At 71.4% G+C, this 22,251-nt stretch carries 22 protein-coding genes; 11 read left to right on the top strand and 11 right to left on the bottom strand.

The genetic code is table 11. From position 1 onward, the window contains the following. Positions 1–7: 7 nt before the first annotated feature. Positions 8–997, top strand: coding sequence for a sugar-binding protein (locus tag GE300_RS04225; RefSeq protein ID WP_154445208.1), 990 nt, complete (start codon positions 8–10; stop codon positions 995–997). A 103-nt stretch (positions 998–1,100) separates the two neighbouring features. Beyond that, a complete protein-coding gene (locus GE300_RS04220) occupies positions 1,101–1,703 on the top strand; it encodes a sulfotransferase family 2 domain-containing protein (RefSeq protein ID WP_233416763.1) in 603 nt (200 codons plus the stop codon). 13 nt (positions 1,704–1,716) lie between these two features. On the opposite strand, the gene GE300_RS04215 is transcribed toward GE300_RS04220, so the two are convergent. The 4 genes from GE300_RS04215 to GE300_RS04200 form a co-directional block, all read right to left on the bottom strand. After that, positions 1,717–2,706: a Gfo/Idh/MocA family protein gene (locus tag GE300_RS04215; protein ID WP_325063093.1), complete on the bottom strand. Its 990-nt coding sequence runs from the start codon at positions 2,704–2,706 to the stop codon at positions 1,717–1,719. Between the two features lie 158 nt (positions 2,707–2,864). Next, on the bottom strand, positions 2,865–4,403 hold the full coding sequence (locus tag GE300_RS04210; RefSeq protein WP_154445204.1) for a tripartite tricarboxylate transporter permease: 1,539 nt from the start codon (positions 4,401–4,403) through the stop codon (positions 2,865–2,867). Positions 4,404–4,416: 13 nt separating this feature from the next. Next, positions 4,417–4,848: a tripartite tricarboxylate transporter TctB family protein gene (locus tag GE300_RS04205; protein WP_154445202.1), complete on the bottom strand. Its 432-nt coding sequence runs from the start codon at positions 4,846–4,848 to the stop codon at positions 4,417–4,419. Between the two features lie 62 nt (positions 4,849–4,910). Further along, entirely contained in the window at positions 4,911–5,906 is a 996-nt protein-coding gene (locus GE300_RS04200) for a Bug family tripartite tricarboxylate transporter substrate binding protein (protein ID WP_154445200.1), read from the bottom strand. Positions 5,907–6,090: 184 nt separating this feature from the next. Here GE300_RS04200 and GE300_RS04195 point away from each other — a divergent pair, with 184 nt between their 5' ends. Genes GE300_RS04195 through GE300_RS04185 form a run of 3 tightly spaced genes read left to right on the top strand, consistent with a single transcriptional unit; the run spans position 6,091 to position 9,198 of the window. After that, positions 6,091–6,762, top strand: coding sequence for a response regulator transcription factor (locus tag GE300_RS04195; protein ID WP_325063092.1), 672 nt, complete (start codon positions 6,091–6,093; stop codon positions 6,760–6,762). Further along, on the top strand, positions 6,746–8,137 hold the full coding sequence (locus GE300_RS04190) for a sensor histidine kinase (protein WP_233416762.1): 1,392 nt from the start codon (positions 6,746–6,748) through the stop codon (positions 8,135–8,137). The genes GE300_RS04195 and GE300_RS04190 overlap by 17 nt, the downstream gene beginning before the upstream one ends. Next, a complete protein-coding gene (locus GE300_RS04185) occupies positions 8,134–9,198 on the top strand; it encodes an ABC transporter substrate-binding protein (RefSeq protein WP_154445199.1) in 1,065 nt (354 codons plus the stop codon). The genes GE300_RS04190 and GE300_RS04185 overlap by 4 nt, the downstream gene beginning before the upstream one ends. Before the next feature lie 23 nt (positions 9,199–9,221). Here GE300_RS04185 and GE300_RS04180 read toward each other — a convergent pair whose 3' ends face one another. After that, positions 9,222–9,425, bottom strand: a complete 204-nt coding sequence (locus GE300_RS04180; protein ID WP_154445198.1) for a dodecin family protein — start codon at positions 9,423–9,425, stop codon at positions 9,222–9,224. A gap of 114 nt (positions 9,426–9,539) precedes the next feature. Continuing rightward, positions 9,540–10,379, bottom strand: coding sequence for a fumarylacetoacetate hydrolase family protein (locus tag GE300_RS04175; RefSeq protein WP_154445196.1), 840 nt, complete (start codon positions 10,377–10,379; stop codon positions 9,540–9,542). A 331-nt stretch (positions 10,380–10,710) separates the two neighbouring features. On the opposite strand from GE300_RS04175, the gene GE300_RS04170 reads away from it, so the two are divergent. The 3 genes from GE300_RS04170 to GE300_RS04160 all read left to right on the top strand — a co-directional run bounded on the left by GE300_RS04170 (position 10,711) and on the right by GE300_RS04160 (position 13,371). Then, positions 10,711–11,454, top strand: coding sequence for an SDR family NAD(P)-dependent oxidoreductase (locus tag GE300_RS04170; protein ID WP_154445194.1), 744 nt, complete (start codon positions 10,711–10,713; stop codon positions 11,452–11,454). A gap of 119 nt (positions 11,455–11,573) precedes the next feature. Beyond that, positions 11,574–12,608, top strand: a complete 1,035-nt coding sequence (locus GE300_RS04165) for a four-carbon acid sugar kinase family protein (protein WP_154445192.1) — start codon at positions 11,574–11,576, stop codon at positions 12,606–12,608. Positions 12,609–12,612: 4 nt separating this feature from the next. Further along, complete coding sequence (locus GE300_RS04160; protein ID WP_154445190.1) at positions 12,613–13,371, top strand: FadR/GntR family transcriptional regulator; 759 nt, start codon at positions 12,613–12,615, stop codon at positions 13,369–13,371. Here GE300_RS04160 and GE300_RS04155 read toward each other — a convergent pair. Genes GE300_RS04155 through GE300_RS04140 form a run of 4 tightly spaced genes read right to left on the bottom strand, consistent with a single transcriptional unit; the run spans position 13,353 to position 17,491 of the window. Continuing rightward, positions 13,353–14,477, bottom strand: coding sequence for an iron-containing alcohol dehydrogenase (locus tag GE300_RS04155; RefSeq protein WP_154445188.1), 1,125 nt, complete (start codon positions 14,475–14,477; stop codon positions 13,353–13,355). The genes GE300_RS04160 and GE300_RS04155 overlap by 19 nt on opposite strands. Positions 14,478–14,487: 10 nt before the next feature. Continuing rightward, positions 14,488–15,393, bottom strand: coding sequence for a dihydrodipicolinate synthase family protein (locus GE300_RS04150; protein WP_325063091.1), 906 nt, complete (start codon positions 15,391–15,393; stop codon positions 14,488–14,490). Then, complete coding sequence (pdxA, locus tag GE300_RS04145) at positions 15,390–16,331, bottom strand: 4-hydroxythreonine-4-phosphate dehydrogenase PdxA (RefSeq protein ID WP_154445186.1); 942 nt, start codon at positions 16,329–16,331, stop codon at positions 15,390–15,392. Before pdxA ends, GE300_RS04150 begins: the two co-directional genes overlap by 4 nt. Continuing rightward, entirely contained in the window at positions 16,328–17,491 is a 1,164-nt protein-coding gene (locus GE300_RS04140; protein WP_154445184.1) for a sialidase family protein, read from the bottom strand. Before GE300_RS04140 ends, pdxA begins: the two co-directional genes overlap by 4 nt. Positions 17,492–17,743: 252 nt before the next feature. Here GE300_RS04140 and GE300_RS04135 point away from each other — a divergent pair, with 252 nt between their 5' ends. Further along, on the top strand, positions 17,744–18,637 hold the full coding sequence (locus GE300_RS04135) for a DMT family transporter (protein ID WP_154445182.1): 894 nt from the start codon (positions 17,744–17,746) through the stop codon (positions 18,635–18,637). Positions 18,638–18,660: 23 nt separating this feature from the next. Here GE300_RS04135 and GE300_RS04130 read toward each other — a convergent pair whose 3' ends face one another. Next, positions 18,661–19,584: a LysR family transcriptional regulator gene (locus GE300_RS04130; protein ID WP_154445180.1), complete on the bottom strand. Its 924-nt coding sequence runs from the start codon at positions 19,582–19,584 to the stop codon at positions 18,661–18,663. 192 nt (positions 19,585–19,776) lie between these two features. On the opposite strand from GE300_RS04130, the gene GE300_RS04125 reads away from it, so the two are divergent. Next, positions 19,777–21,282, top strand: coding sequence for an ABC transporter substrate-binding protein (locus GE300_RS04125; protein ID WP_233416761.1), 1,506 nt, complete (start codon positions 19,777–19,779; stop codon positions 21,280–21,282). Between the two features lie 54 nt (positions 21,283–21,336). Continuing rightward, entirely contained in the window at positions 21,337–22,251 is a 915-nt protein-coding gene (locus GE300_RS04120; RefSeq protein ID WP_154445178.1) for an ABC transporter permease, read from the top strand.

Raw genomic sequence — 22,251 nt, 5'->3', positions numbered from 1 at the left:
GGGAACCATGAGAAGACTGATGACTGCTGCGGCGCTGGCCGCGTTGCTGATGCCGGGAGCGGCACTGGCCCAGGACTACACATTCGCGCTGGTGCCGAAGGCGATGAACAACCCGTTCTTCGACCTGGCGCGCGACGGCTGCAACAAGGCGCAGGAAGAACTGCCCGACGTCACCTGCGAGTACATCGGCCCGGGCGAGCACACCGAGATGGAGCAGATCCAGATCGTGCAGGACCTGATCTCGAAGGGCGTCGACGGCATCGCCGTGGCGCCGTCGAACGCGCCGGCGATGGCCAAGGCGCTGAAGGCGGCGGCCGACGCCGGCATTCCGGTGATGACCTGGGATTCGGACCTGCTGGAGGAGGACAAGGCGCTGCGCAGCACCTATGTCGGCACCAAGAACTACGATATCGGCGTGAACCTCGCCGAGCTCACCATGGAGCGTCACCCGGACGGCGGCACCATCTGCCTGCAGACCGGCGGCGCCGCGGCTGCGAACCACAACGAGCGGCTGCTCGGCATCCGCGAGACCCTGTCCGGCGAGACGCTGGGCACCCCGCCGGGCGACCCGCTGAGCGGCCAGGGCGGCTGGACCGAGATTTCCGGCTGTCCGCTGATCACCGACGACGACGGCAACAAGGCGGTGCAGGGCATGACCGACATCCTGTCGGCGAACCCGGACCTGACCGCGTTCGTGTCGACCGGCGCGTTCACGCAGTGGTTCGACAACGCCTATCGCCAGGCCGTCGAGCCCTACAAGGACCGGATGGATTCCGGCGAGATGTCGATCATCGTCGCCGACACCCTGCCGATGCAGATGGAGCAGCTGAGCGACGGGCTGTCCAACGGCCAGGTCGGCCAGCGGCCGTTCGAGATGGGCTACAGGGCGATGTTCATCATGAAGGACCTCGCCGAGGGCAAGGATGTCGAGGATCCGATCTTCACCGGTCTCGACGTCTGCACCAACGCCAACGCCGGCGACTGCCTGGCGCAGTAGCCCCGCCGGCACGGACCCCGGGGGCCAGCCGCCAAGCGCGGCTGGCCCTTCTCGTTGCCGCCGGGCGATTGCGTCCGCCGCCGCCGGACCCCACATTGCCGCCATGTACGACAACCGCTTCCCGCCCCGGATCGGCCGCACCCACCTGTCGTTCCGGCTGGGCGGCAGGCTGATCGCCTATGCCTACATCCGCAAGAACGGCTGCTCGACCTTCAAGGCGGCGCTGGGCTACGATGACGCGACGCACATCGCCGAAATTGCGCGCGCGCACCCGTGGCGGCCGTGGCGGCGGCACGATGCGACGATCTTCGTCTGGCGCGACCCCGAGGAGCGGCTGGTCAGCCTGTACCGCAACAAGATCCTCGACCGGGACACCAACACCGATCTGCTGGCGACCTACCGGCGCACCATGGGCGAGGAACCGGGCAGTTTCGAGCGGTTCTGCGAGTTCGCCCGGCTGAACGCCGATCCGCACTGCCGGCCGCAGGCGGATCACCTGATGCCGATCCGGTACAGCCACGCGATCCCGCTGCGCGGCCTGCACCGGGCGATGGCCGGCATCGTCGGCGAGGCCGCCGCCGAGCCGTTCCGGCACCGGCACCGGCAGTCCGCACCGACCCCGGTCGCGGTCTCGGACCGGGCCCGGACGATCATCCGCGCGCACTACGCCCGCGACTACAGGATGATCGAGCGGATCGAAGGCTAGCCGCCGGCGCTGTTCATTGCGGCCGCGGCGGCAACTCCAGCGCCACCCGCCGCCGTGTCCGCAGCGCCTCGACGATCTGCTCGGCCAGGATCGTCGCCACCGCGCCGTCCCAGACGTCCGCCGCCTGCGCGTCAACCGAGCCCTGCCCGATCGCCGCCACCCAGGCGCGGGCCTGGATCCGGTAGGCGTCGGCGAAGCGCGGGATCCAGTTGACCGGATAGCCGCTGCGCCGCGCGCCGTCGGTGCGGGTCAGGGTGCGTGCCGGCTCGGCCATCGCCACGGTGCCGCGCGCGCACACCGCCTCGGCGTGGACGTGGTAGCCGTATTCGGCGTTCATCGACACCTCGGTCGAGACCAGCGCCCCGGCGTCGGTCTCGAGCACGATCAGCAGCGGATCGCCCAGCGGATCGTACGCGTCCGAGGTCGACGGGATCACCGTGGCGGCGACGAACTCGGCGCCCAGCAGCCAGCGGCAGACGTCGATCTCGTGGACGAAGGAATTGGTGATCGCCATCTGCGGCTGGAACCAGCCGGGCACGTACTGGTTGCGGTGCAGGCAATGCAGCAGCCGCACCGGCCCCAGGCCGCCGCCGTCGATCGCCGCCTTCAGCTCGCCATAGGCCGGATCGAACCGGCGCATGAAGCCGGTGTGCACCAGCTTGCGGCCGGCCTTCGCCTCGGCCTCGGCGATGCGCAGACAGTCTTCGGGGGTGACCGCCAGCGGCTTCTCGCACAGCACCGGCTTGCCGGCCGCGATCGCCGCCAGCGTCAGCGGCGCGTGGGTCGGATCGGGCGAGGCGACGATCACCGCGTCGACGTCGCCGGCGCCGATCAGCGCCATGCCGTCGGTGACCGCGCGCGCCCCCGCCGCGGCGCGCTCGGCGCGCGCCAGGTCGGCGTCGGCGACGCCGACCAGATGCGCATCCGCCGTCTCCTCGCGGATGATGCGGGCGTGATCGGCGCCCATGATGCCCGCCCCGATGACGCCGACGCCCAGGCTCACGCGCCCTGCCCCCGGTCCGCTTCCGCTGCGCTCATGCCGTCCTCCGCTGCCGTTTCGCGGCAGTGTTCGGGCCCGGAACGGCGCTTGTCAACGGCGGCGCGGGGCCCGGGCCGCGCCGCGCCGGGTAATGCGGCAGCCGGCGGCGTGCCGGCGCGTTCTCAGTCGGTCAGCGCGCCTTCCTCGTCGCGGGACATCCGCATCCGGCGTTTCAGCACCTTGCCGAACAGGATCGGCAGCACGAAGCCGACGACGGCGATCACCCACAGCGTGATCGCCAGCGGGCTGCCGACCAGCACCGACCAGTCGCCGTCCGAGATCGTCAGCGCCCGGCGCAGGTTCGCCTCCATCTCGTTGCCCAGCAGCGTGCCCAGGATCACCGGCACCAGCGGCACGTCCAGCTTGCGCAGCACCCAGCCCAGAACCCCGAAGCCGACCATCACCTGCAGATCGAAGCTGGAGCCGGAAATGCCGTAGATGCCGACGAAGCTGACCATCGCCACCACCGGCATCAGCAGCCGCGGCGGCACCAGCAGCACGCGGGTGAACAGGCCCACCATCGGGATGTTCATCGCCAGCAGCATGAAGTTGCCGATGAACAGCGCCGCGATCAGGCCCCAGACCACGTCGGGGTTGTTCTGGAACAGCAGCGGCCCCGGCGTGATGTTCAGCGCCAGCAGCACCGCCAGCAGCACCGCAGTGGTGCCCGAGCCGGGCACGCCCAGCGCCAGCATCGGCACCAGCGCGCCGCCGGCGGCGGCGTTGTTGCCGGCCTCGGGGGCGGCGACGCCGCGCGGATCGCCCTTGCCGAAGGTGCCCTCGCGGTCCACCAGCCGCTTTTCCATCGAGTAGCTGATGAACGAGCCCAGCGACGCGCCCGCCCCCGGCAGCACGCCGGCGATGAAGCCCAGCACCGTGGTCCGCCCCATGGTCGGGATGCAGCTGCGCACGAGGCTCCAGGACGGGACGATGCGGCCGACCTCGATCTTGCGCCCGGTGACGTCGGCGTCGGTGCCGCGGTGCTCGAGGAAGATCAGCACCTCGGACAGCGCGAACAGGCCGACGATGGCGACCAGGAAGTCGATGCCGTCGTACAGATGCACCTCGCCGAAGGTGAAGCGCGGCACGCCGGTCTGCCCGTCGACGCCGACCGTCGCCAGCCCCAGCCCCAGCGCCGCGGCGAACGCCGCCTTGGCCTGGTTGGTCGAGGCGATGCCGCCCAGCGTCGCGAAGGCCAGGGTGAACAGCGCGAAGTACTCGGCCGGCCCGAACAGCAGCGCGACCTTGACCAGCTGCGGCGCCAGGAACACCAGCCCCCAGGTGGCGAAGAACGCGCCGACGAACGAGGCGATGCCGGACAGCGCCAGCGCCTCGCCGGCGCGGCCGGCCTGCGCCATCGGATAGCCGTCGAGACAGGTCATCAGCGCCGGCTCGTCGCCGGGAATGTTCAGCAGGATCGAGCTGATCCGCCCGCCGTACATCGCGCCATAGTAGACCGAGGTCAGCAGGATCAGCGCCGGGGTCGCGCCCAGGCCCAGGGTGAAGGCCAGCGGGATCAGGATCGCCACGCCGTTCGACGGGCCCAGCCCCGGCAACGCGCCCATGATCGTGCCCAGCAGGCAGCCCAGCAGCGCCAGCAGCAGGTTCTGCCAGGTCAGCGCGACGACGAAACCGTCGCCAAGGGATGCAAGAACGTCCATCGGTCCCTCTCTCTCAGAACCCCAGCGGACCCTTGGCCAGCGACAGGCCAAGGATCAGCCGGAACACCACATAGATGCCCAGAGAGGTCGCGACGCCCGCGACCACGGATTGCAGCGGCCGGGTGCCCAGCCGCCAGGTCAGGTAGGCCGAGGCGATCGCGGTCGCGATCACGAAGCCCAGCTCGGGCAGCATGATCGTATAGGCGACCATCACCGCCACCGCCATGCCGATCTCGAACAGCCGGCCCGCGCCCGGCCAGCGCGGCGAGGGATCGGGCCGCAGGAGGAACCACAGGCTCGACAGGCCCAGCACGGCGCCGATGATGAACGGGAACATCTTCGGCCCGACCATGTCCTGGATGAAGCTTTCCTCGATCAGCGTGGCCTGCCAGATGTAGAAAACCGCCAGCGCCAGGCCGACGCCGCCGAACACGCGGTCGCTCATGCGCCCCTCCCGCCCAATGTTGGTTGCAGCCGGCCCCGGATCCCGGGGCCGGCCGGATCGCATCACTTGATGATGCCGATTTCCTTGGAGATCTCGGTGATGCTGCCGACCGAATCGGCGACGAAGGCCTCGAACTCCTCGCCCTGCAGGTCCAGCGGGGCCAGGCCGTTCTGCGCCATCACCTGCTTCCACTCCTCGGTGTCGTAGAGCTTGCCGATGGTGTCGACCCAGAAGTTGTAGGCGTCGTCGCTCATGTTGCCCGGCGCGTAGAAGCCGCGCCAGTTGGCGCCGACCACGTCGATGCCCTGCTCCTTGGCGGTCGGGAAGTCGGCGAACTCGCCCGGCAGACGCTCGGGCGAAAGCACGGCGATCACCTTGATGTCGCCCGAATCGACGAAGCCCTTGGCCTCGGAGATGTCGCCGGTGAACGCCTGGACCGAGCCGGCCAGCAGCTGCGTCACCGCCTCGCCGCCGCCGTTGAAGGCGATGTACTTGACCTGGCGCACGTCCTCGATGCCGGCGGCCTGCGCGGCGATCAGCACCTTCAGGTGATCCCATCCGCCGACCGCCGAGCCGCCCGCGACCGAGACCGAGCGCGGGTCTTCCTTGATCATGTCCAGCAACTGCGGCAGGGTCTCGACCTCGCTGTCGGCGGCGACGGCGATCATGCCGTAGTCGGCGCCGATGGTGCCCAGCCAGCGCACCTGGTCGCGGGTGTTGCCCGGATAGGCGCCCTGCGCCAGACGGGTCGCGGTCGCGGTCGAGGCGGCGACGATCAGGTCGTTCTGGTCGTTGCGCTTGTTCACCACCTCGGCGAAGGCGACGCCGCCGCCGCCGCCGGCCAGGTTCACCACCTGCATGGTCTTGTCGATCATGCCCAGGTCCTGCAGCGACTTGCCGACCTGGCGGCAGGTGAAGTCCCAGCCGCCGCCGGGGTTGGCGGGGGCGATGCACTCGGGCGACTCGGGCGCGAAGTCCTGCGCCGGCGCGGCCGTCGCGGCGCCCAGGACGATCAGCGTCGCGGCGATACCGCGCTTGAGGGTGACGGGATGCGACATCGTGGTTTCCTCCTCGTTTGTGTCTCGTTGGCCCCGGACGCACGGCCCGGACCCCGGCCTGATACAGCGCCAAGCTGTCACCAACCTGTCATCGGCCGAAGCCGGCGCGGATTGCACCCGCCCCGGCGGCACCTATAGTGGACCGGCGGCCGGCAAGAGCCGCAGTCAGGGAGGGACGGCGCGGGTGCGCATCCTGCTGGTCGAGGATACCACCGATGTCGCCGACGCGGTGGCCGAAAGCTTCCGCCGCCGCGGCGACGCGGTCGATCACGTCGCCTCGGTCGAGGCGGCGCAGGACAGCATCGCGGTGCAGGACTACGACGTGGCGATCCTGGACATCGGCCTGCCCGACGGCAGCGGCACAGACGTGCTGCGCACGCTGCGCGCGCGGCGCAAGGCGACGCCGGTGCTGATGCTGACCGCGCGCTCGGACATCGACGACCGGGTCGCGGCGCTGGACGGCGGCGCCGACGACTACCTGGTCAAGCCGTTCGACCTGCGCGAACTCGAGGCGCGGGTCCGGGCGCTGGCGCGGCGCACCGGCCCGGACCGCTCGGGCACGGTGCGGTTCGGCGATCTGGTGTTCGATCCCGCCGGCAGCACCGTCGAGGCCGCCGGCCGGCCGCTGGCGCTGACCCGGCGCGAGTTCAGCCTGCTCGAGGCGCTGCTGGCCGACCGCGGCCGGGTGATCCCCAAGCAGCGGATCCTCGATCGGATGTTCTCGTTCGACGACGACCAGGTCGGGCCGAACACGGTCGAGATCTACGTCGCGCGCCTGCGCCGCAAGCTCGACGGCAGTTCGGTCGCGATCCGCACGCTGCGCGGTCTGGGGTACCAGCTTGTCGTCGAGGGCTGACCGCCGCCCGGCCCTGCGCCTGTCGCTGACCGCGCGGCTGGCGGGGGCGCTGGCGCTGATCTTCGCGCTGGGCGGGATCGCGGTCGGGGTGGCGGCGCTGGCCTACGGCCGCAGCGCCGCACAGCAGTCCTACGACCGGCTGCTGATCGGCGCGGCGACGCAGATCGCCGACGCGCTGTCGGTGCGCGGCGGCGAGGTGGTGGTGGACCTGCCGGTCTCGGCGTTCGAACTGCTCTCGCTCGCCCCGGACGATCGCATCGTCTACGCGATCCACGACCCCGCCGGCCGGCTGCTGACCGGCTATGACACGCTGCGCCCGCCGCCGTCGCAGGCCACCTTCTTCAACGCCACCTTCCGCGGCGAGCCGGTGCGCGTCGCCCACGTCCGCCGGCCGTTCGCCGAACGCAGCTTCTCGGGGGTGGTCGAGGTGCTGGTCGGGCAGACCACCCGCGCCCGCGCGCGTCTGGCCAACCAGATCACCCGCAACGCGCTGATCGCCGCCGGCATCGCCGGGCTGGTGATGTCCGGCCTCGCCGTGTTCGCGGTGCGCTCGGCGCTGCAGCCCCTGCGCCGGATCGAGCGCGACATCGCCGGGCGGCCGCCGCACGACCTGACCCCGGTCACCGTCGCCGTCCCGCGCGAGATCGCCAGCCTGGTCGCGGCGCTGAACCGGTTCGTGGCGCGGCTCGACCGGCAGGTCGGGGTGATGCGCAACCTGATCGCCGATGCCTCGCACCAGCTGCGCACGCCGATCGCCGCGGTGCGCGCCCAGGCCGAGCTGGCCGCCGACGAGACCGACCCGGAGCGCCTGCGCGCCGCCGTCGCGCGGATCCACCGCCGCTCGGTCACCCTCGGCCGGCTGGCCGACCAGCTGCTCAGCCACGCGCTGATCATCCACCGCGCGGATTCGGCGGCGCTGGCGCGCATCGACCTGCGCACCGTCGCGATCCGCACGCTCGAGCAGACCGACCACGACCTGCTGGGCGACGGCATCCGCCCGCATCTCGACCTGCCCGAGGACCCGGTCTGGGCCGAGGGCGATCCGCTGTCGCTGGTCGAGGCCAGCAAGAACCTGGTACTCAACGCCCTGCGCCACGGGCAGCCGCCGGTCACCCTGACGGTGCGCGTCGCCGCCGGCACCGCCTGCATCGCGGTGCGCGATGCGGGGCCCGGCATGCCGGCGGCGCAATGGGCCGACGCCGGCGCCCGCTTCGCGCGCAGCCGCGGCGTCAGCGCCGACAGCGCCGGGCTGGGCCTGGCCATCGTCCAGGCGGTGGCGACCGCGCACAAGGGGCGGCTGGCGTTCCGCCGCACCGCCGGCGGCACGTTCGAGGCGGCGATCGACCTGCCGGCCGCGGACCGGGGCGGCGCATGAGCCTGCGCGCGCTGCTCGGGCTCGCGCTGCTGCTGCTGGCGCCGGAAGCATCGGCGCAGGCCGACCCCGAGGCGACGCGCGGCTTCGGCGCGACCGACGCGCCGCGCACGCTGCTGGTGCGCGGCACCACCGACATCGCGCTGTTCGGCCCGGTGCTCGGCGCCTTCGTCGCCGCGAGCCCGGAGGTGCGCGTCGAATACGAGCAATGGAGCTCGAACGGGCTCTACGCCGCCGGCGAGGCCGCCTGCACCGCCGACGCGGCGGACGCGGACCTGCTGATCAGCTCGGCCGTCGACCAGCTGGTGAAGCTGGTCAACGACGGCTGCGCCCGCCCCTACCGCTCGGCGCGCACCGACCGGCTGCCGGCGGGCGCCAGCTGGCGCGACGAGATCTTCGGCATCACCCGCGAGCCGGCGGTGCTGGTCTACAACCGCGACCTGGTGCCGGCCAGCCAGGCGCCGCGCTCGCGGTTTGACCTGATCGACCTGCTGCGGCCCGCCGACAGCCCCTACGCCGGCCGCGTCGCCACCTACGACATCGAGGCGTCGGGGCTGGGCTATCTGTTCGCGTTCGTGGATTCGCGGCAGGCCACCACCTTCGGCAGCCTGATCGAGGCGTTCGGCCGCTCGGGCGCGGTCGCAACCTGCTGCTCGGCCGAGATCATCGACGGCGTGATCGCCGGCCGGTTCCTGGTCGCGTACAACGTGCTGGGCTCGTATGCGCTGGCCCGTGCCGAAACCGCGCCGAACCTGGCGGTGGTCGCCCCCGACGACTACACGCTGGTGCTGTCGCGCGCGGCGATGCTGCCCGCCGGCGCCCGCAACCCCGACGACGCGGGGCTGCTGCTGGACTTCCTGCTGTCGGATGCCGGCCGGCGCGAACTGGCCGCCGCGCGGCTGATCGTCGATCTGGACGAGCCGGACGAGACGCTGCTGACGCTGCCCTCGGGCAGCGCGGTGCTGCGCCAGATCCCGCTGTCGCCGGTGCTGCTGGTCGGCCTCGACCGGCAGAAACGGGCGCGGTTCCTCGAGCTCTGGCGCGGCACCTTCACCACCGAGTGACGCCGGCGAGCGACGCCATTCGGTCAGTCCTCGAGGACGAAGGTCACCATCAGGTTGACCTGGTACTCGACGATCTTGGAGCCGTCGATCCGGACCTGCTGCTCCTTGACCCAGGCCGACTTGACGTTGCGCAACGTCTCGGACGCGCGGGCAACGCCCTTGTTGACCGCATCCTCGAAACTGCTCGCGGACGTGGCCGAGATTTCCGTGACACGTGCGACGCTCATCGCGTTCCCCCCTCTGGCATGAATGTATGCCGGCGGAAGTCTACCCCGACTCGGGGTCGCGGCCCAAACGGCATCCGCGCCGGAACCGACCGGCGCGGAAACGGGCCGGCGCCGTCAGTCGTCGGCGACCACGTCCTGGCGCTGCTGGCCCAGGCCCTCGATGCCCACCTCGACCACGTCGCCGGGCTTGAGGTACTGCGGCGGCTTCATGCCCAGGCCCACGCCCGGCGGCGTGCCGGTCGAGATCACGTCGCCCGGGTGCAGGGTCATGAACTGGCTGAGATAGCTGACCAGGAACTTCACCCCGTAGACCATCGTCGCGGTGCTGCCGTCCTGCATGGTCTTGCCGTTCACCGTCAGCCACATCTTCAGCTGCTGCGGGTCGGCGACCTCGTCCGGGGTCACCAGCCAGGGCCCGATCTGGCCGAAGTTGTCGCAGGACTTGCCCTTGGTCCACTGCCCCGCGCGCTCGGCCTGGAAGGCGCGCTCGGAGACGTCGTTGGTGATCGCGTAGCCGGCCACATGCGCCATCGCCTCGTCCTCGGAGACGTATTTCGCGCGCTTGCCGATCACCACCGCCAGCTCGACCTCCCAGTCGGTCTTCTCGCTGGTGCGCGGCACGATGATCGGATCGTTCGGGCCGCAGATCGCGCTGGTGGCCTTCATGAAGATCACCGGCTCGGGCGGCACCTCGAGACCGGATTCCGCGGCGTGATCGGCGTAGTTCAGGCCGATGCAGATGAACTTGCCGGTGCCCGCCACCGGCGGGCCGAGGCGCGGCGCGCCGGACACCGCCGGCAGCGCGGCCAGGTCCACGCCCTTGAGCGTGTCCAGGTCGGTCAGGACATCGCCCGCCAGATCGTCGATCTTCCCCGACAGGTCGCGAATCGTGCCGTCGGCGTCCAGAACGCCCGGTTTCTCATTCTCCCGCTCGCCGAAACGTACGAATTTCATGCCATTTCCCTTCCTTGGCGGTTGCGCCGCCCTTCGTTTGATCCCGTGACCGGACCGATCCGGCGCCGGCTGCCGCGGCCCCTGCCGCAGCGTCACCCGCGGGCCGATACATGCCGCGATCGCGCCCGGCAGGCAAGCCGAATGGTGCCGTTTGGTATGACAAGACTGCCGTGACCGGATCCTGCCGATGAATGCCGTTCGGTATTTATTCCATTCGCGGTAAACTGATCCCCCGTCGCGGCCGGCCCGTCAAGATCGAATCCCGGCGATGGCCCCCGCGCCCGCGGCCGGTGCAGGGATGGATCTGCACCGCTGGACAAGGGGACCTGTCATGCTGCACGGAAAGACTGCCATCGTCAGCGGCGCGACCCGCGGCATCGGCCGGGCGATCGCGCTGCGGCTGGCGCAAGGCGGCGCCCGCCTGGTGCTGAACGGCACCCGGGCCGACCTGCTGGAGGACGTGGCCGAGGCCTGCCGGCAACTGGGCGCCGAGGCGCTGACCGTCGCCGGCGACGTGGCGCGGCAGGACACCGCCGCCGCGGTCGGCGCCGCCGCAGCGAAGCGGTTCGGCGCGGTCGACATCCTGGTCAACAACGCCGGCATCAACACCCGCTCCGGCACGCTCGAGATGGCGTTTTCCGACTGGCAGCGGGTGCTGGACGTGAACCTCAACGGCACCCTGCATTTCTGCCGCGCGGTGCTGCCGGCGATGATCGCGCGCGGCGCCGGAAGCATCGTCAACGTCAGTTCCTCGGCGGCGAAGACCCCGCACCGCAACGCCGCGCCGGCCTATGGCGCCTCGAAGGCGGCGGTCAACTACCTGACCATGCACCTGGCGCAGGAGATGGCGCCGCACGGCATCCGGGTCAACGCGGTCTGCCCCGGCCCGGTCGAGACGGACATGACCGCGCAATGGCCGCCGGACTACCGCCAGACGGTCCTCGGGCGGGTGCCGCTGGGCCGGCTCGGCACGCCCGAGCAGATCGCCGACGTGGTCCTGTTCCTGGCATCGGACCAGTCGGCTTTCGTGACCGGAGAGACGTTGAACGCGAACGGCGGCAGCTACATGAACTGAGTGCGCACGGGCGCGCCCGCCGCCCCCCGGATGTAATCAACAGCAAAGATAAAGCGCGTTGACCTGTAAGGGTTAATCTGAAATCATCATACAAATTCACCACGGTCCAGCAGCGCCCGATGATCGCCCCCAGACTCGTTATAGTCGCCGATGACCTGACCGGTGCGCTGGACGCCTCGGCGCCGTTCGCGGGCATCGCCGGCGGCGTGGTCGCGGCGACCTCGCCCGCCGCGCTGCCCGACGCGCTGGCGCGGGGCGCGGCGGTGGTCGCGGTATCGACCCGATCGCGCGAGATCTCGGCCCCCGCCGCCGCCCGCGCGGTGGCCGAGGTGCTGGCCAGCCTGCCGCCCGACGTGCGGGTGATGAAGAAGATCGACTCGCGGCTGAAGGGCAACATCCCGGCCGAGCTTGCGGCGTTCGGCGACCGGCGGTTCCTGGTGCTGCCGGCGATCCCGGATTTCGGCCGCGTCGTCCGCGACGGCGCGTTGTGCGGCTTCGGCGTTGCCGATCCGGTCCCGGTCCGCCGGGCGCTGGGTCTGGCCGCCGACCGGGCGCATGCGCCCGACGCCGAGGTGCAGGCCGACATCGCCGCGGCGGTCGCCGCAGCGCCGGCCGCGGCCGTGCTGGTCGGCGCGCGCGGCCTGGCCCAGGCGCTGGCGGGGCTCATGTCGGCACCGCCGCTGACCGTCGATCCGGCGCTTCCGCGGCCCGCCTGCATCGCCGTCGGCTCGACCGATCCGATCACCCTCGCGCAGGTGGCGCGGCTGCGCGCCGCCTGCCCGGACCTGCACCATCTGCCCTGCCCGTCGGGGCTACCGGCCGCGCCCACCGCACCGCCGCCGGCGGCGGAGCTGACGCTGCTGCAGGCCACCGAGGACGGCCGCGTTCCGCCGGACCGGGTCGCCCGCGCCTTCGCCGAAACGCTGGCGCCGCATCTGCGCCGGGCGCGCGGCATGCTGCTGACCGGCGGCGCCACCGCCGAGGCGGCGCTGGACCGGCTCGGGATCGCGCTGCTCGAGGTGCGCGGCGAGGCGCTGCCGGGGCTGCCGCTGTGCCGCGCCGGGGACCAGGTGGTGGTCACCAAGTCCGGCGGCTTCGGCGACGCCGACGCGCTGCTCCGGCTGGCCGGCGTGGCCGCCGGCGTCGGGGCCTGACGCGATGGCCCCCGGCACCCGCACCGACCGCCGCACGCCGCGCACCCGGCGCAACCTCGGCGACATGGTGTTCGACCGGCTGATGCACGCGATCAAGTCCGGCGCCTACGCCGCGGACGAGCGGCTTCCGACCGAGTTCGACCTGGCGGCCGAGTTCCAGGTCTCCCGCCCGGTGATCCGCGAGGCGCTGAAACGGCTGCGCGACCAGGGGCTGATCTATTCGCGCCGCGGCGCGGGCAGCTTCGTGCGCCAGCCCGGCGTGCGCGAACCGCTGGGCTTCGGCCCGCTGGAAAGCATCGCCGGGCTGCAGCGCTGCTACGAGTTCCGGCTGACGCTGGAGCCGGCCGTGGCCGCCGCCGCGGCCGAGCGCCGGACCGAGGCCAACCTGGCCGAGATCCGCGCCGCGCTGGACATCATGCGCGACGCCACCGCCCGCAAGCGCCACCGCGAGGATGCCGATTTCGCCTTCCACGGCGCGATCGCCCGCGCCAGCGACAACAGCTACTTCACCACCGCGATGGAGGCGCTGAAGGAACACATCGCCGTCGGCATGCAGTTCCACGGCCAGTCGCTGAAGGCCACGCCCGACGGCCTGCGTCACGTGTTCGACGAGCACCGGGCGATCCACGACGCGATCGTCGATCGCGATCCGGCGCTGGCCGAGACGCTGATGCGCCGGCACCTGATCGGCTCGCGCGACCGGCTGTTCGAGGGCCCCGGGCTGACCCGCCCCGGGCCTGAGGATCAGAACGCGGCGCGGTAGATCGCCTCGACCGCCTCGACGGTCATGTCGCGCGGATTGTTGTCCATCAGCCGGCGGATGCCGTGCGCCTCGGCGGCCCAGCCGGGCAGATCGCCGGCCGCGACGCCGTGCGCCTGCAGCGACATGGTCATGCCCAGCGCGGTGCAGAAATCCTTGGTCTGGCCGGCCACCGCCTGCGGCTCGGCCGCCGGTTCCAGCCCCAGCATCCGCAGGATCTCGCCGGTCTTGTCGGCGCTGGCGGGGGCGTTGTACGCCAATACCTGCGGAAACAGCAGCGCCACGCTCAGCCCGTGCGGCAGTCCGGCGCGGGTGCCCAGCGGATAGGCCAGCGCATGGCCGGCGGCGGTGTTCACCGGCCCCAGGCACAGCCCGCCGTAGAACGACGCCAGCAGCATGCCGCCGCGCGCCTCGGCATCGCCGCCGTCGGCGACGGCGCGGGCCAGGAAACGGCCGGCCAGGGCGATGCCCATGCGGGCGTAGCCGTCGATCAGCGGGTGCGCCCGCAGGCTGGTGAACGCCTCGGCGCAATGCGCCAGCGCGTCGATGCCGGTGGCGGCGGTGACCGCGGGCGGCACGGTCATCGTCAGCTCCGGGTCCAGCACCGCCAGGTCCGCCAGCATGTGCGGGCTTTCCACCGCCACCTTCATGCCGGTGGCGCCGTCGGTGATCAGCGCGCGGATCCCGCCCTCCGAGCCGGTGCCGGCGGTGGTCGCCACCTGCGCCAGCGCCGCGTGCCTGCCCGCCACCCGGTTCGGCCCGGCCACGTCCGCCAGCGTCTGCGCGCCGTTCCACAGCACCGCGACAAGCTTGGCCACGTCCATCACCGAGCCGCCGCCAAGCCCGACCACCAGATCCGGCCGCACCGAGCGGGCGACGGCCAGCGCGGCCTCGAGGTCGCTGTCCTTGGGCTCCGGCGCGACGGCGTCGAACACCGTGATCTCGCCGCTCAGGCCCAGCCGGCCGACCATGCCCGCGGTGACCGGCTGCGCGATCACCAGCACGCGCGCGTATCCCGCGGCCCAGTCGCCAAGCCGCGCCGCGGCGCCCTTGCCGATCTCGATCCGCGGCGGCAGGTTCAGGGTGATCGCCCGGGATATGTCGCTCATCGCCCGCTCCTCAGCCGCCCAGGCGGTCCATTTCGTCCCACACGTCCTGCCGCTGCGCCTCGGTCAGCTCGACCAGCGGCGGCAGCGGGTCCAGCCAGCCCGGATTGCCGCGGCTGCGGGCCAGCATGGCCTTCACCGTCGGCAGTTGAACGTGGCGGTTGGTCAGCGTCCGCCAGGCGTCGATCCGCGCCTGCGCCGCCGCGACCTCCGCCGCCCGCGCGGGGTCCTGCCAGCCGTCCCACACCACCCGCAGCGCGTCCGCGCGCAGGTTCGAGGTGGCGGTGATGCAGCCCGCGCCGCCCATCCGCAGCAGCGGCAGCATCAGCGGATCGGCCCCGGCCAGAACGCCCAGCTGCGGGAACCGGCGGCACATCGCCTCCATGTTCGGCATCTCGCCGCTGCTGTCCTTGATGCCGCAGACGATGCCGGGGAAATCCTCCAGCAGCCGCGCGATCAGCTCGTGGCCCAGCGGGATCTGCGTGACCTGCGGGATGTGGTACAGCACCACCCGCAGGCGGTCGTCGGCCACCGCCTCGATGACGCCGGCGTAGAACCGGTACAGCCCCTCGTCGCCGACGCCCTTGTAGTAGTAGGGCGGCAGCAGCACGACGCCCTTCGCCCCGGACCGGACCGCGTGCGCGGTCAGCTCGGCCGTGTCCGCGACCGAGGGCGCCGAGGTGCCGGGCAGCAGCGTCGCGGCGGGCACGCCGCCGTCGATGACGCCGTCCAGCAGCGCCATCCGCTGCCGCAGCCCGAAGCTGTTCGCCTCGCCGGTGGTGCCGAGCATGGCGATGCCGTGGCAGCCCTCCTCCAGCAGCGCATGGCAGTGTGCGGTGAACAGCGCCAGGTCCGGCGCGCCGTCCGCGGTCACCGGGGTCGCCGCGGCGCAGTGCACGCCGCTGATCTGATGGGTCACGTCTTTCCTCCTGCGACCAGGCGGCGCGCATAGGCGATCGCCTCGTTCATGTTCTCGTGGCTGGCGACACCCTTGCCGGCGATGTCGAAGGCGGTGCCGTGGTCGACCGAGGTGCGGTCGATCGGCAGCCCCAGCGAGACGTTCACCGCGGTGTCGAACGCGACCAGCTTGATCGGGATGTGGCCCTGGTCGTGGTACTGCGCGACGATCAGGTCGAACGCCCCCTGATAGGCGCGGTGGAACACGGTGTCGGCGGGCACCGGACCGGTCACGTCGATGCCCCCGGCGCGGGCAGCCTCGACCGCCGGGGCGACCTGGGTGTCGTCCTCGGTGCCGAACAGCCCGCCCTCGCCGCAGTGCGGGTTGATCCCGGCGACGGCGATCCGCGGCGCGTCGATGCCGATGCGGCGCAGGTGCGCGTGCCCGGCGCGGATCGTCGCCAGCACCTGCTCGGGCGTCGCCCGGTCGATGGCGTCGTGCAGGCTGACATGGGTCGAGACGTGGATCACCTTCAGCCGCGCGGACGCCAGCAGCATGAAGGCGCGGGTCTCGCCGGTCAGCGCCGCCAGCATGCCGGTGTGGCCGTCGTAATGGTGCCCGGCGGCGTTCAGCGCCGCCTTGTTGATCGGCGCGGTCACGATGCAGCCGATCTCGCCGGCCTCGGCCGCCGCCACCGCCGCGGCGATGAAGCGGTATGCGGCGTCGCCGGCGCGCGGGTCCGCCGCGCCGAACGGCAGCGGCGCGTCCGCCACCGGCAGGTCGACCACCGCCACCCCGTCCGCCAGCGGCACGCCAATGGCGGCCTCGGCGGCCGCCAGCGTGCGCCGGCAGCCGTAGATCCGCGTGCGCGCCCGATCCGCGGGCGCCATGTCCGCCACCGCCCTGAGGGTGATTTCCGGGCCGACCCCCGCCGGGTCGCCGATGGTGATTCCGATCATGTCGTCTCCGTCCAGTCCGGCGCCAGCCTGACGTGCTTTATCGCGCGCCGGAAGAAGGTATAGGCCAGATCCAGCGTGCCGTCCGCGTGCGCCACCAGCGACGGGTATGACAGCTCGCGGTTGCGGCCGTCGAGACTGTCGTTCGACAGGCAGGTGCCGGGGCTGTCGTCGACCACGCGGCGCAGCGGGAAGCTGCGGCCGCCGTCCTCGGACAGGCACAGGCTCAGCGGCGCGCGCGGCACGCCCCAGACCGGATTGCAGCCGCCGCTGGCGCTGGGGCGCGTATCGTCGCCCAGCTCGTCGTACAGCGACGCCCGTCGGTCCGGGTGCATCGCCGCGTTGATCGGGTTGCAGGCCATCGCCAGCCGCCCGTCGGGCAGCGGCACCACCGAGATCGACGAGTTGTTGTTGGGCACGTCTGTCGGCTGCGGCACGCTCCAGCTTTCGCCGCCGTCGGCGCTTTCGCTGCGATGGACGAAATCCGCCTGCCGCCGGCGAAAGAACGCGGCGATGCGCCCGTCGCCCAGCGGCACCAGGGTCATGTGCACGCAGCCGGTCGAGCCGGGCACCTCGATCTCGCGCCAGGTCTCGCCCCGATCGGCGCTGATCGCCAGCGCCGCGGTGTCGTGCGCCCCGGTCCAGCGCTGCCCCGGCCGCGGCACGCAGCGGAACAGCGGCAGCAGCCAGGCGCCGTCCGCGCGCACCTGAACCGGCGCGCGCACGAAGGTGCCGCGCGGCAGCGGCAGGTCCCGCGGTGGGCCGCCCTCGGCACGCAGGCGCACGACACAGGCATCCTGATCGCCGCCGGGCTGCGCGGTGTGGAGGAACAGGCGGCGTCCGTCCGGCGCGTCGAACTGGATCGGGTTCTGCTCGGAACGGTCGGGGTCGTCGCTGATCGCCTGCGGCGCGCGCCAGGTTCCGCCGTCCAGCTCCGAGCGGTAGACCGAGATGTCGGCCTTGCCCTCGAGCGAGCCGCCGAACCACAGGCAGGCCAGCCCCTGCGGCTGCAGCGCCAGAAAGGCGGCGTGATTCTGCACGCAGGGCGACGGCAGCAACGCCTCGCGCCGGCCGGGGGCGGTCGGCCGCAGCACCCCGTCCATCCCCGCCGCGATCCGGTCGGGCGTGGGCTCCGGCAGGCCGGTATCGTCGCTGGCGTCCATTGCATCCCCCCTGGTCACTCGCCGCACCAATGCGGTGCAAAACACAAGTTGTCAAGTTGTAACTGATGTCATCAGTCATCGCGCAAGATCCATGCAACCAGCAATGGATTAGAAATGCACAACTATTTCTGCGATCCGATCAGCGTCCGGCACCGCCCCTGCAAGACAGTTGACATATTGCTCGCTCCCGCCAACACTGGCGGCCAGGCAGAAGGCGACCGCCGAGTCGCCGCAGGGGGGACGACCGACGACATGACCGGCAGCCTGAAGGCCAGCGACACCGATCGGGCGGCGGTCCTGGGCGTGATCCTCATGCTTCTGGTCGCGGTGCTGAACGCGATCGACGCGGTCATCGTGCGGTCGGTCTCGCCCGACGTCCATCCTTTCGTGATCGGCTTCACCCGGGCGCTGTTCGGGCTGCTGGTCTTTCTGCCCTGGATCCTGATGCGGCCCGGCGTGCTGCGCTCGGGCTACCGCTGGATGCACGTGGTGCGCGCGGCGCTGAAACTGGGCTCGCTGGTGGCGTTCTTCGCCGCCTTCGCGCTGGCGCCGCTGGCGGACGTGACCGCGATCGCCTTCACCGCGCCGATCTTCGTCACCATCGGCGCCTGGGCGTTCCTGTCGGAACGGCCGCAGGCGGCGCGGGTGCTGGCGGTGATCGCCGGGTTCGCCGGCGTGGTGATCATCCTGCGTCCCGGCCAGCACGACGGCATTCCGCCGGGGCTGCTGTTCGCGCTGCTGGGCGCGCTGCTGCTGTCGATCATCCAGCTGATCCTGAAACCGATGTCGGCGCGCGACCGGACCGAGACGCTGGTGGCCTGGAACCTGATCGTCACGGTGCCGATCGCGGCGGTTCCGGCGGCGCTGGTCTGGGTCACGCCGACCGCCGAGCAATGGCTGTTCCTGGCCGCCCAGGGCGTCATCGGCGCGCTGAACATGGGCCTGGTCACCCGCGCGCTGTCGCTGGCCGACGCCTCGCTGATCGTGCCGTTCGATTTCCTGCGGCTGCCAGTGGTGGCCGCCCTCGCCTACCTGTTCTTCGGCGAGCTGGTGCCGCTCCAGACCTATGTCGGCGGCGCGGTGATCTTCGCCGCCTCGCTGATGATGGCGCGGACCGCGCGCACCCGGCGGAGCCGGTGGATATGACCGCGCGCCCGCCGCGTCCGGGGTCAGGCCGGCCCGGCCCCGGCGTACTCGGCCAGCGCGTCGCGGATCACCCCGCGCACCCGCTGCTGCAGCGCGCCGGTGCGGCGCAGCCCCGAGGCGAGGTAGATGTCCGAGCGGAACCGCGCCGGGATGCGGATCTGCCGGAAGGTCAGGTTGGTCATGCGCAGCGCGCCGGCCGAGGCCGGCACCAGCGCCGCGCCCAGGCCGCGGTCGACCAGCGCCAGCACGGTGTGCGTCTGGCTGACCTCCTGCACCAGGCGCGGGGCGATCCCGGCGGCGGCGAACAGCCCCTGGTGCACCCGGCGCAGATGGCCGCCGCGCTCGGTCGAGTAGCCGATGAACGCCTGCCCGTCGAGATCGCCCAGCCGCACCTCGGCGGCCGCGGCCAGCGGATGGTCGGCGGGCAGCGCCAGCAGGAACGTCTCGCTGATCACCCGCACGGTGTCGAGCTGCGCCTCGGTGCCGCGCGAGCGGGTCAGCCCGAAGTCCAGCCGCCCCGAGCGCAGCGCCTCGACGATCTCGTAGCTCATCATCTCGATCGGGTTGAAGGTGACGTCCGGCAGCCGCTCGGACAGCGCCGCGATGATCGTCGGCACGAAGCCGAACGCCGCCGAGGGCACGAACCCCATCTCGACGCCGCCGATCTCGCCGCGCTCGGCCTGGCGGGCGCTGAGCACCGCGAACTCGGCCCGCTCCAGGATCTCGGTCGCGCTGGCCAGGAAGCTCTGCCCGGCCGCGGTCAGGCGGATGACGCGGTTGTTGCGGTCCAGCAGCCGCGCGCCGACGGCGTGCTCCAGCATCATGATCTGCCGCGACAGCGGCGGCTGCGTCATGTTCAGCCGCAGCGCCGCGCGGCGGAAGCTCAGCTCCTCGGCGACGCAGACGAAGCAGCGCAGCTGGTTGAGTTCGAACTTGCCGCTGCCCATCGCGCCTCCGCCGTGCCGGCGGGGCGCCGGCCGGATCCACGATACAAGTTTTGTATCGCAGTGATCCAGTATTGAAATATCGCCGCGGCCCCGACACGCTAAGGTCGCGGGGCAGCGAAAACCACGTCGTCCGCTGTGAACGGATGGCGGAAACCGCGGCCGCACCTCGGCCGCACAGTGTGGGAGGACCCTATGATCCGAAGAACCGTGTGCATTGCCGCGGCCATGCTCGCCGCCGCCGGCGCGAGTCAGGTGGCGGCGCAGGAGGACAGCATCACCGTCGTGCTGTCCGAGGAACTGGACATCGTCGACCCCTGCGAGGCGTCGCGGTCCAACGTCGGCCGGGTGGTGCTGCAGAACATCGCCGAGACCATGACCGAGCTGGTGCCCGGATCGGGCCTGCAGCCGCGCCTGGCCGAAAGCTGGGAAGACAAGGGCAACGGCACCTGGCGGTTCAACCTGCGCAGCGGCGTGAGCTTCCATGACGGCACCGCGCTGGACGCCGCCGACGTCGCGCATTCGCTGGAGCGGATCAAGTCCGAGCAGATCTCGTGCGAGATCGGCGCCAAGTTCTTCGGCGGCATCGATCTGACCACCAATGTCGTGGACGACACCACGATCGAGATCACCGCCGACCCGGCGCAGCCGATCCTGCCGCTGCTGATGTCGACCGTGACCGTGGTGCCTTCGGAAACGGCCATGGATTCGTTCGTCGAGACGCCGGTCGGCACCGGGCCCTACACCTTCGACGAATACGCCCGCGGCCAGCACATCAAGCTGTCGCTGAACCCGGACTACTGGGGCGAAGAGCCGGCGGTCAGGAACGCCACCTATGTGTTCCGGTCCGACTCGGCGGTGCGCGCGGCGATGGTGGCGGCGGGCGAGGCCGACATCGCGCCGAACATCGCGCTGCAGGACGCCTCCGACGCGTCGATGGATTTCTCGTACCCGAACTCGGAAAGCGTCTACATGCGGCCCGACACCACGATGGCGCCGCTGGACGACATCCGGGTCCGGCAGGCGCTGAACTACGCCGTCGACCGCGAGGCGTTCGTGGGCACGATCCTGGCCGACGGCACGCTGCTGTCCACCGCGCTCGTGCCGCCGTCGACGATCGGCTACAACCACGACCTGGAGCCCTATCCCTTCGATCTGGAAAAGGCCAGGGCGCTGCTCGAGGAGGCCCGCGCCGACGGCGTGCCGGTCGACACCGAGATCACGCTGATCGGGCGCACCAACAACTGGGGCAACGTGCTGGAGACGATGGAGGCGCTGCTGGCCATGTGGCAGGACGCCGGCTTCAACATGTCGCTGCAGATGGTCGAGGTGGCCGAGTGGCTGGAGCACTACTCCAACCCCTTCCCCGAGGACCGTCGCCCCGAGATCGTCGCCGCGCAGCATGACAATGCCAACGGCGACCCGGTGTTCTCGGTGTTCTTCAAGTACGCCTCCGAAGGGCTGCAGTCGGCGGTGCGCGACCCCGAGCTCGACGCGATGATCCTCGACGCGACCACCGCCACCGGCGACGAGCGCGAAGCGAAGTGGGCCGAGCTGTTCAAGTACATCCACACCGACAAGGTCTATGACGTGCAGCTGTTCCACATGGTGGGCTTCAGCCGGGTGAACCCGCGCCTGGATTTCACCCCGACGATCCGCACCAACAGCGAGCTGCAGCTGTCGCAGGTCTCGTTCAACTGACGGACGAATTCCGGGGGCGGCGCCGTCCGCCCCCGGACCGAAAGGGGCGCCGCCATGAAAGGCTTTCTGGGCAAACGCGCGATCGCCAGCGCGATCTCGCTGGTCGGGCTGATCATCCTCGTGTTCTTCCTCAGCCGGCTGACGGGCGATCCCACCGACCTGTACCTGCCGCTCGACGCCAGCCAGGAGGCGCGCGAGAACTTCCGCAACATCCACGGGCTGAACGACCCGCTGATGGTCCAGTTCGGCCGCTTCGTCGGCGATCTGGCGCGGCTGGACTTCGGCATGTCGATCCGGCGCGCGGAACCGGCGCTCGACGCGGTGCTGCGCGGCTTTGCCTGGACGCTGCAACTGGCCGCCATCACCATGGTCCTGGTCACGCTGCTGGCGATCGTCATCGGCTCGCTGGCGGCGTTCCGCGTCGGCGGCCTGTTCGACCGGCTGGCGACCTTCTTCTCGCTGATCGGCGCCAGCGCGCCGGACTTCTGGATCGCCATCGTCGCCATCGTGCTGTTCTCGGTCAACCTGGGCTGGGTGCCGACCAGCGGCACCGGCACGCCCTGGCACTGGATCCTGCCGATCGGGGTGCTGTTCATCCGCCCGTTCGGGCTGATCCTGCAGGTGGTGCGCGGCTCGATGATCTCGACCCTGTCCTCGGCCTACATCAAGACCGCCCGCGCCAAGGGCGTGAAGAACCGGCCGATCATCTTCGTGCACGCGCTGCGCAACGCCATGCTGCCGGTGATCACCGTGATCGGCGACCAGGCCGCGGGGCTGCTGAACGGCGCGGTGGTGGTCGAGTCGATCTTCGGTTTTCCCGGCGTCGGCAAGCTGATGATCGATTCGATCCTGCAGCGCGACTTCGCCGTGGTGCTGGCGGCGATCATGGTCACCGCCCTCGCCATCTTCGTCATGAACCTGCTGATCGACGTGCTGTATGCGGTGCTCGATCCGCGCATCCGGTACTGA

The sequence above is a fragment of the Halovulum marinum genome (assembly GCF_009697225.1).
GTDB lineage: Bacteria > Pseudomonadota > Alphaproteobacteria > Rhodobacterales > Rhodobacteraceae > Halovulum > Halovulum marinum.
Note: the sequence above shows the minus strand (reverse complement) of the source record. Positions and strands in the feature narration are given on the sequence as shown.

Bases quoted from the DNA above. Each gene is read 5' to 3' on its own strand.
- GE300_RS04130 (WP_154445180.1), bottom strand. From the start codon at position 19,584: ATGGGCAGCGGCAAGTTCGAACTCAACCAGCTGCGCTGCTTCGTCTGC.
- GE300_RS04180 (WP_154445198.1), bottom strand. From the start codon at position 9,425: ATGAGCGTCGCACGTGTCACGGAAATCTCGGCCACGTCCGCGAGCAGT.
- GE300_RS04160 (WP_154445190.1), top strand. From the start codon at position 12,613: ATGGCCCCCGGCACCCGCACCGACCGCCGCACGCCGCGCACCCGGCGC.
- GE300_RS04170 (WP_154445194.1), top strand. From the start codon at position 10,711: ATGCTGCACGGAAAGACTGCCATCGTCAGCGGCGCGACCCGCGGCATC.
- GE300_RS04140 (WP_154445184.1), bottom strand. From the start codon at position 17,491: ATGGACGCCAGCGACGATACCGGCCTGCCGGAGCCCACGCCCGACCGG.
- GE300_RS04165 (WP_154445192.1), top strand. From the start codon at position 11,574: ATGATCGCCCCCAGACTCGTTATAGTCGCCGATGACCTGACCGGTGCG.
- GE300_RS04225 (WP_154445208.1), top strand. From the start codon at position 8: ATGAGAAGACTGATGACTGCTGCGGCGCTGGCCGCGTTGCTGATGCCG.
- pdxA (WP_154445186.1), bottom strand. From the start codon at position 16,331: ATGATCGGAATCACCATCGGCGACCCGGCGGGGGTCGGCCCGGAAATC.
- GE300_RS04125 (WP_233416761.1), top strand. From the start codon at position 19,777: ATGATCCGAAGAACCGTGTGCATTGCCGCGGCCATGCTCGCCGCCGCC.
- GE300_RS04200 (WP_154445200.1), bottom strand. From the start codon at position 5,906: ATGTCGCATCCCGTCACCCTCAAGCGCGGTATCGCCGCGACGCTGATC.
- GE300_RS04205 (WP_154445202.1), bottom strand. From the start codon at position 4,848: ATGAGCGACCGCGTGTTCGGCGGCGTCGGCCTGGCGCTGGCGGTTTTC.
- GE300_RS04175 (WP_154445196.1), bottom strand. From the start codon at position 10,379: ATGAAATTCGTACGTTTCGGCGAGCGGGAGAATGAGAAACCGGGCGTT.
- GE300_RS04155 (WP_154445188.1), bottom strand. From the start codon at position 14,477: ATGAGCGACATATCCCGGGCGATCACCCTGAACCTGCCGCCGCGGATC.
- GE300_RS04210 (WP_154445204.1), bottom strand. From the start codon at position 4,403: ATGGACGTTCTTGCATCCCTTGGCGACGGTTTCGTCGTCGCGCTGACC.
- GE300_RS04120 (WP_154445178.1), top strand. From the start codon at position 21,337: ATGAAAGGCTTTCTGGGCAAACGCGCGATCGCCAGCGCGATCTCGCTG.
- GE300_RS04135 (WP_154445182.1), top strand. From the start codon at position 17,744: ATGACCGGCAGCCTGAAGGCCAGCGACACCGATCGGGCGGCGGTCCTG.
- GE300_RS04185 (WP_154445199.1), top strand. From the start codon at position 8,134: ATGAGCCTGCGCGCGCTGCTCGGGCTCGCGCTGCTGCTGCTGGCGCCG.
- GE300_RS04220 (WP_233416763.1), top strand. From the start codon at position 1,101: ATGTACGACAACCGCTTCCCGCCCCGGATCGGCCGCACCCACCTGTCG.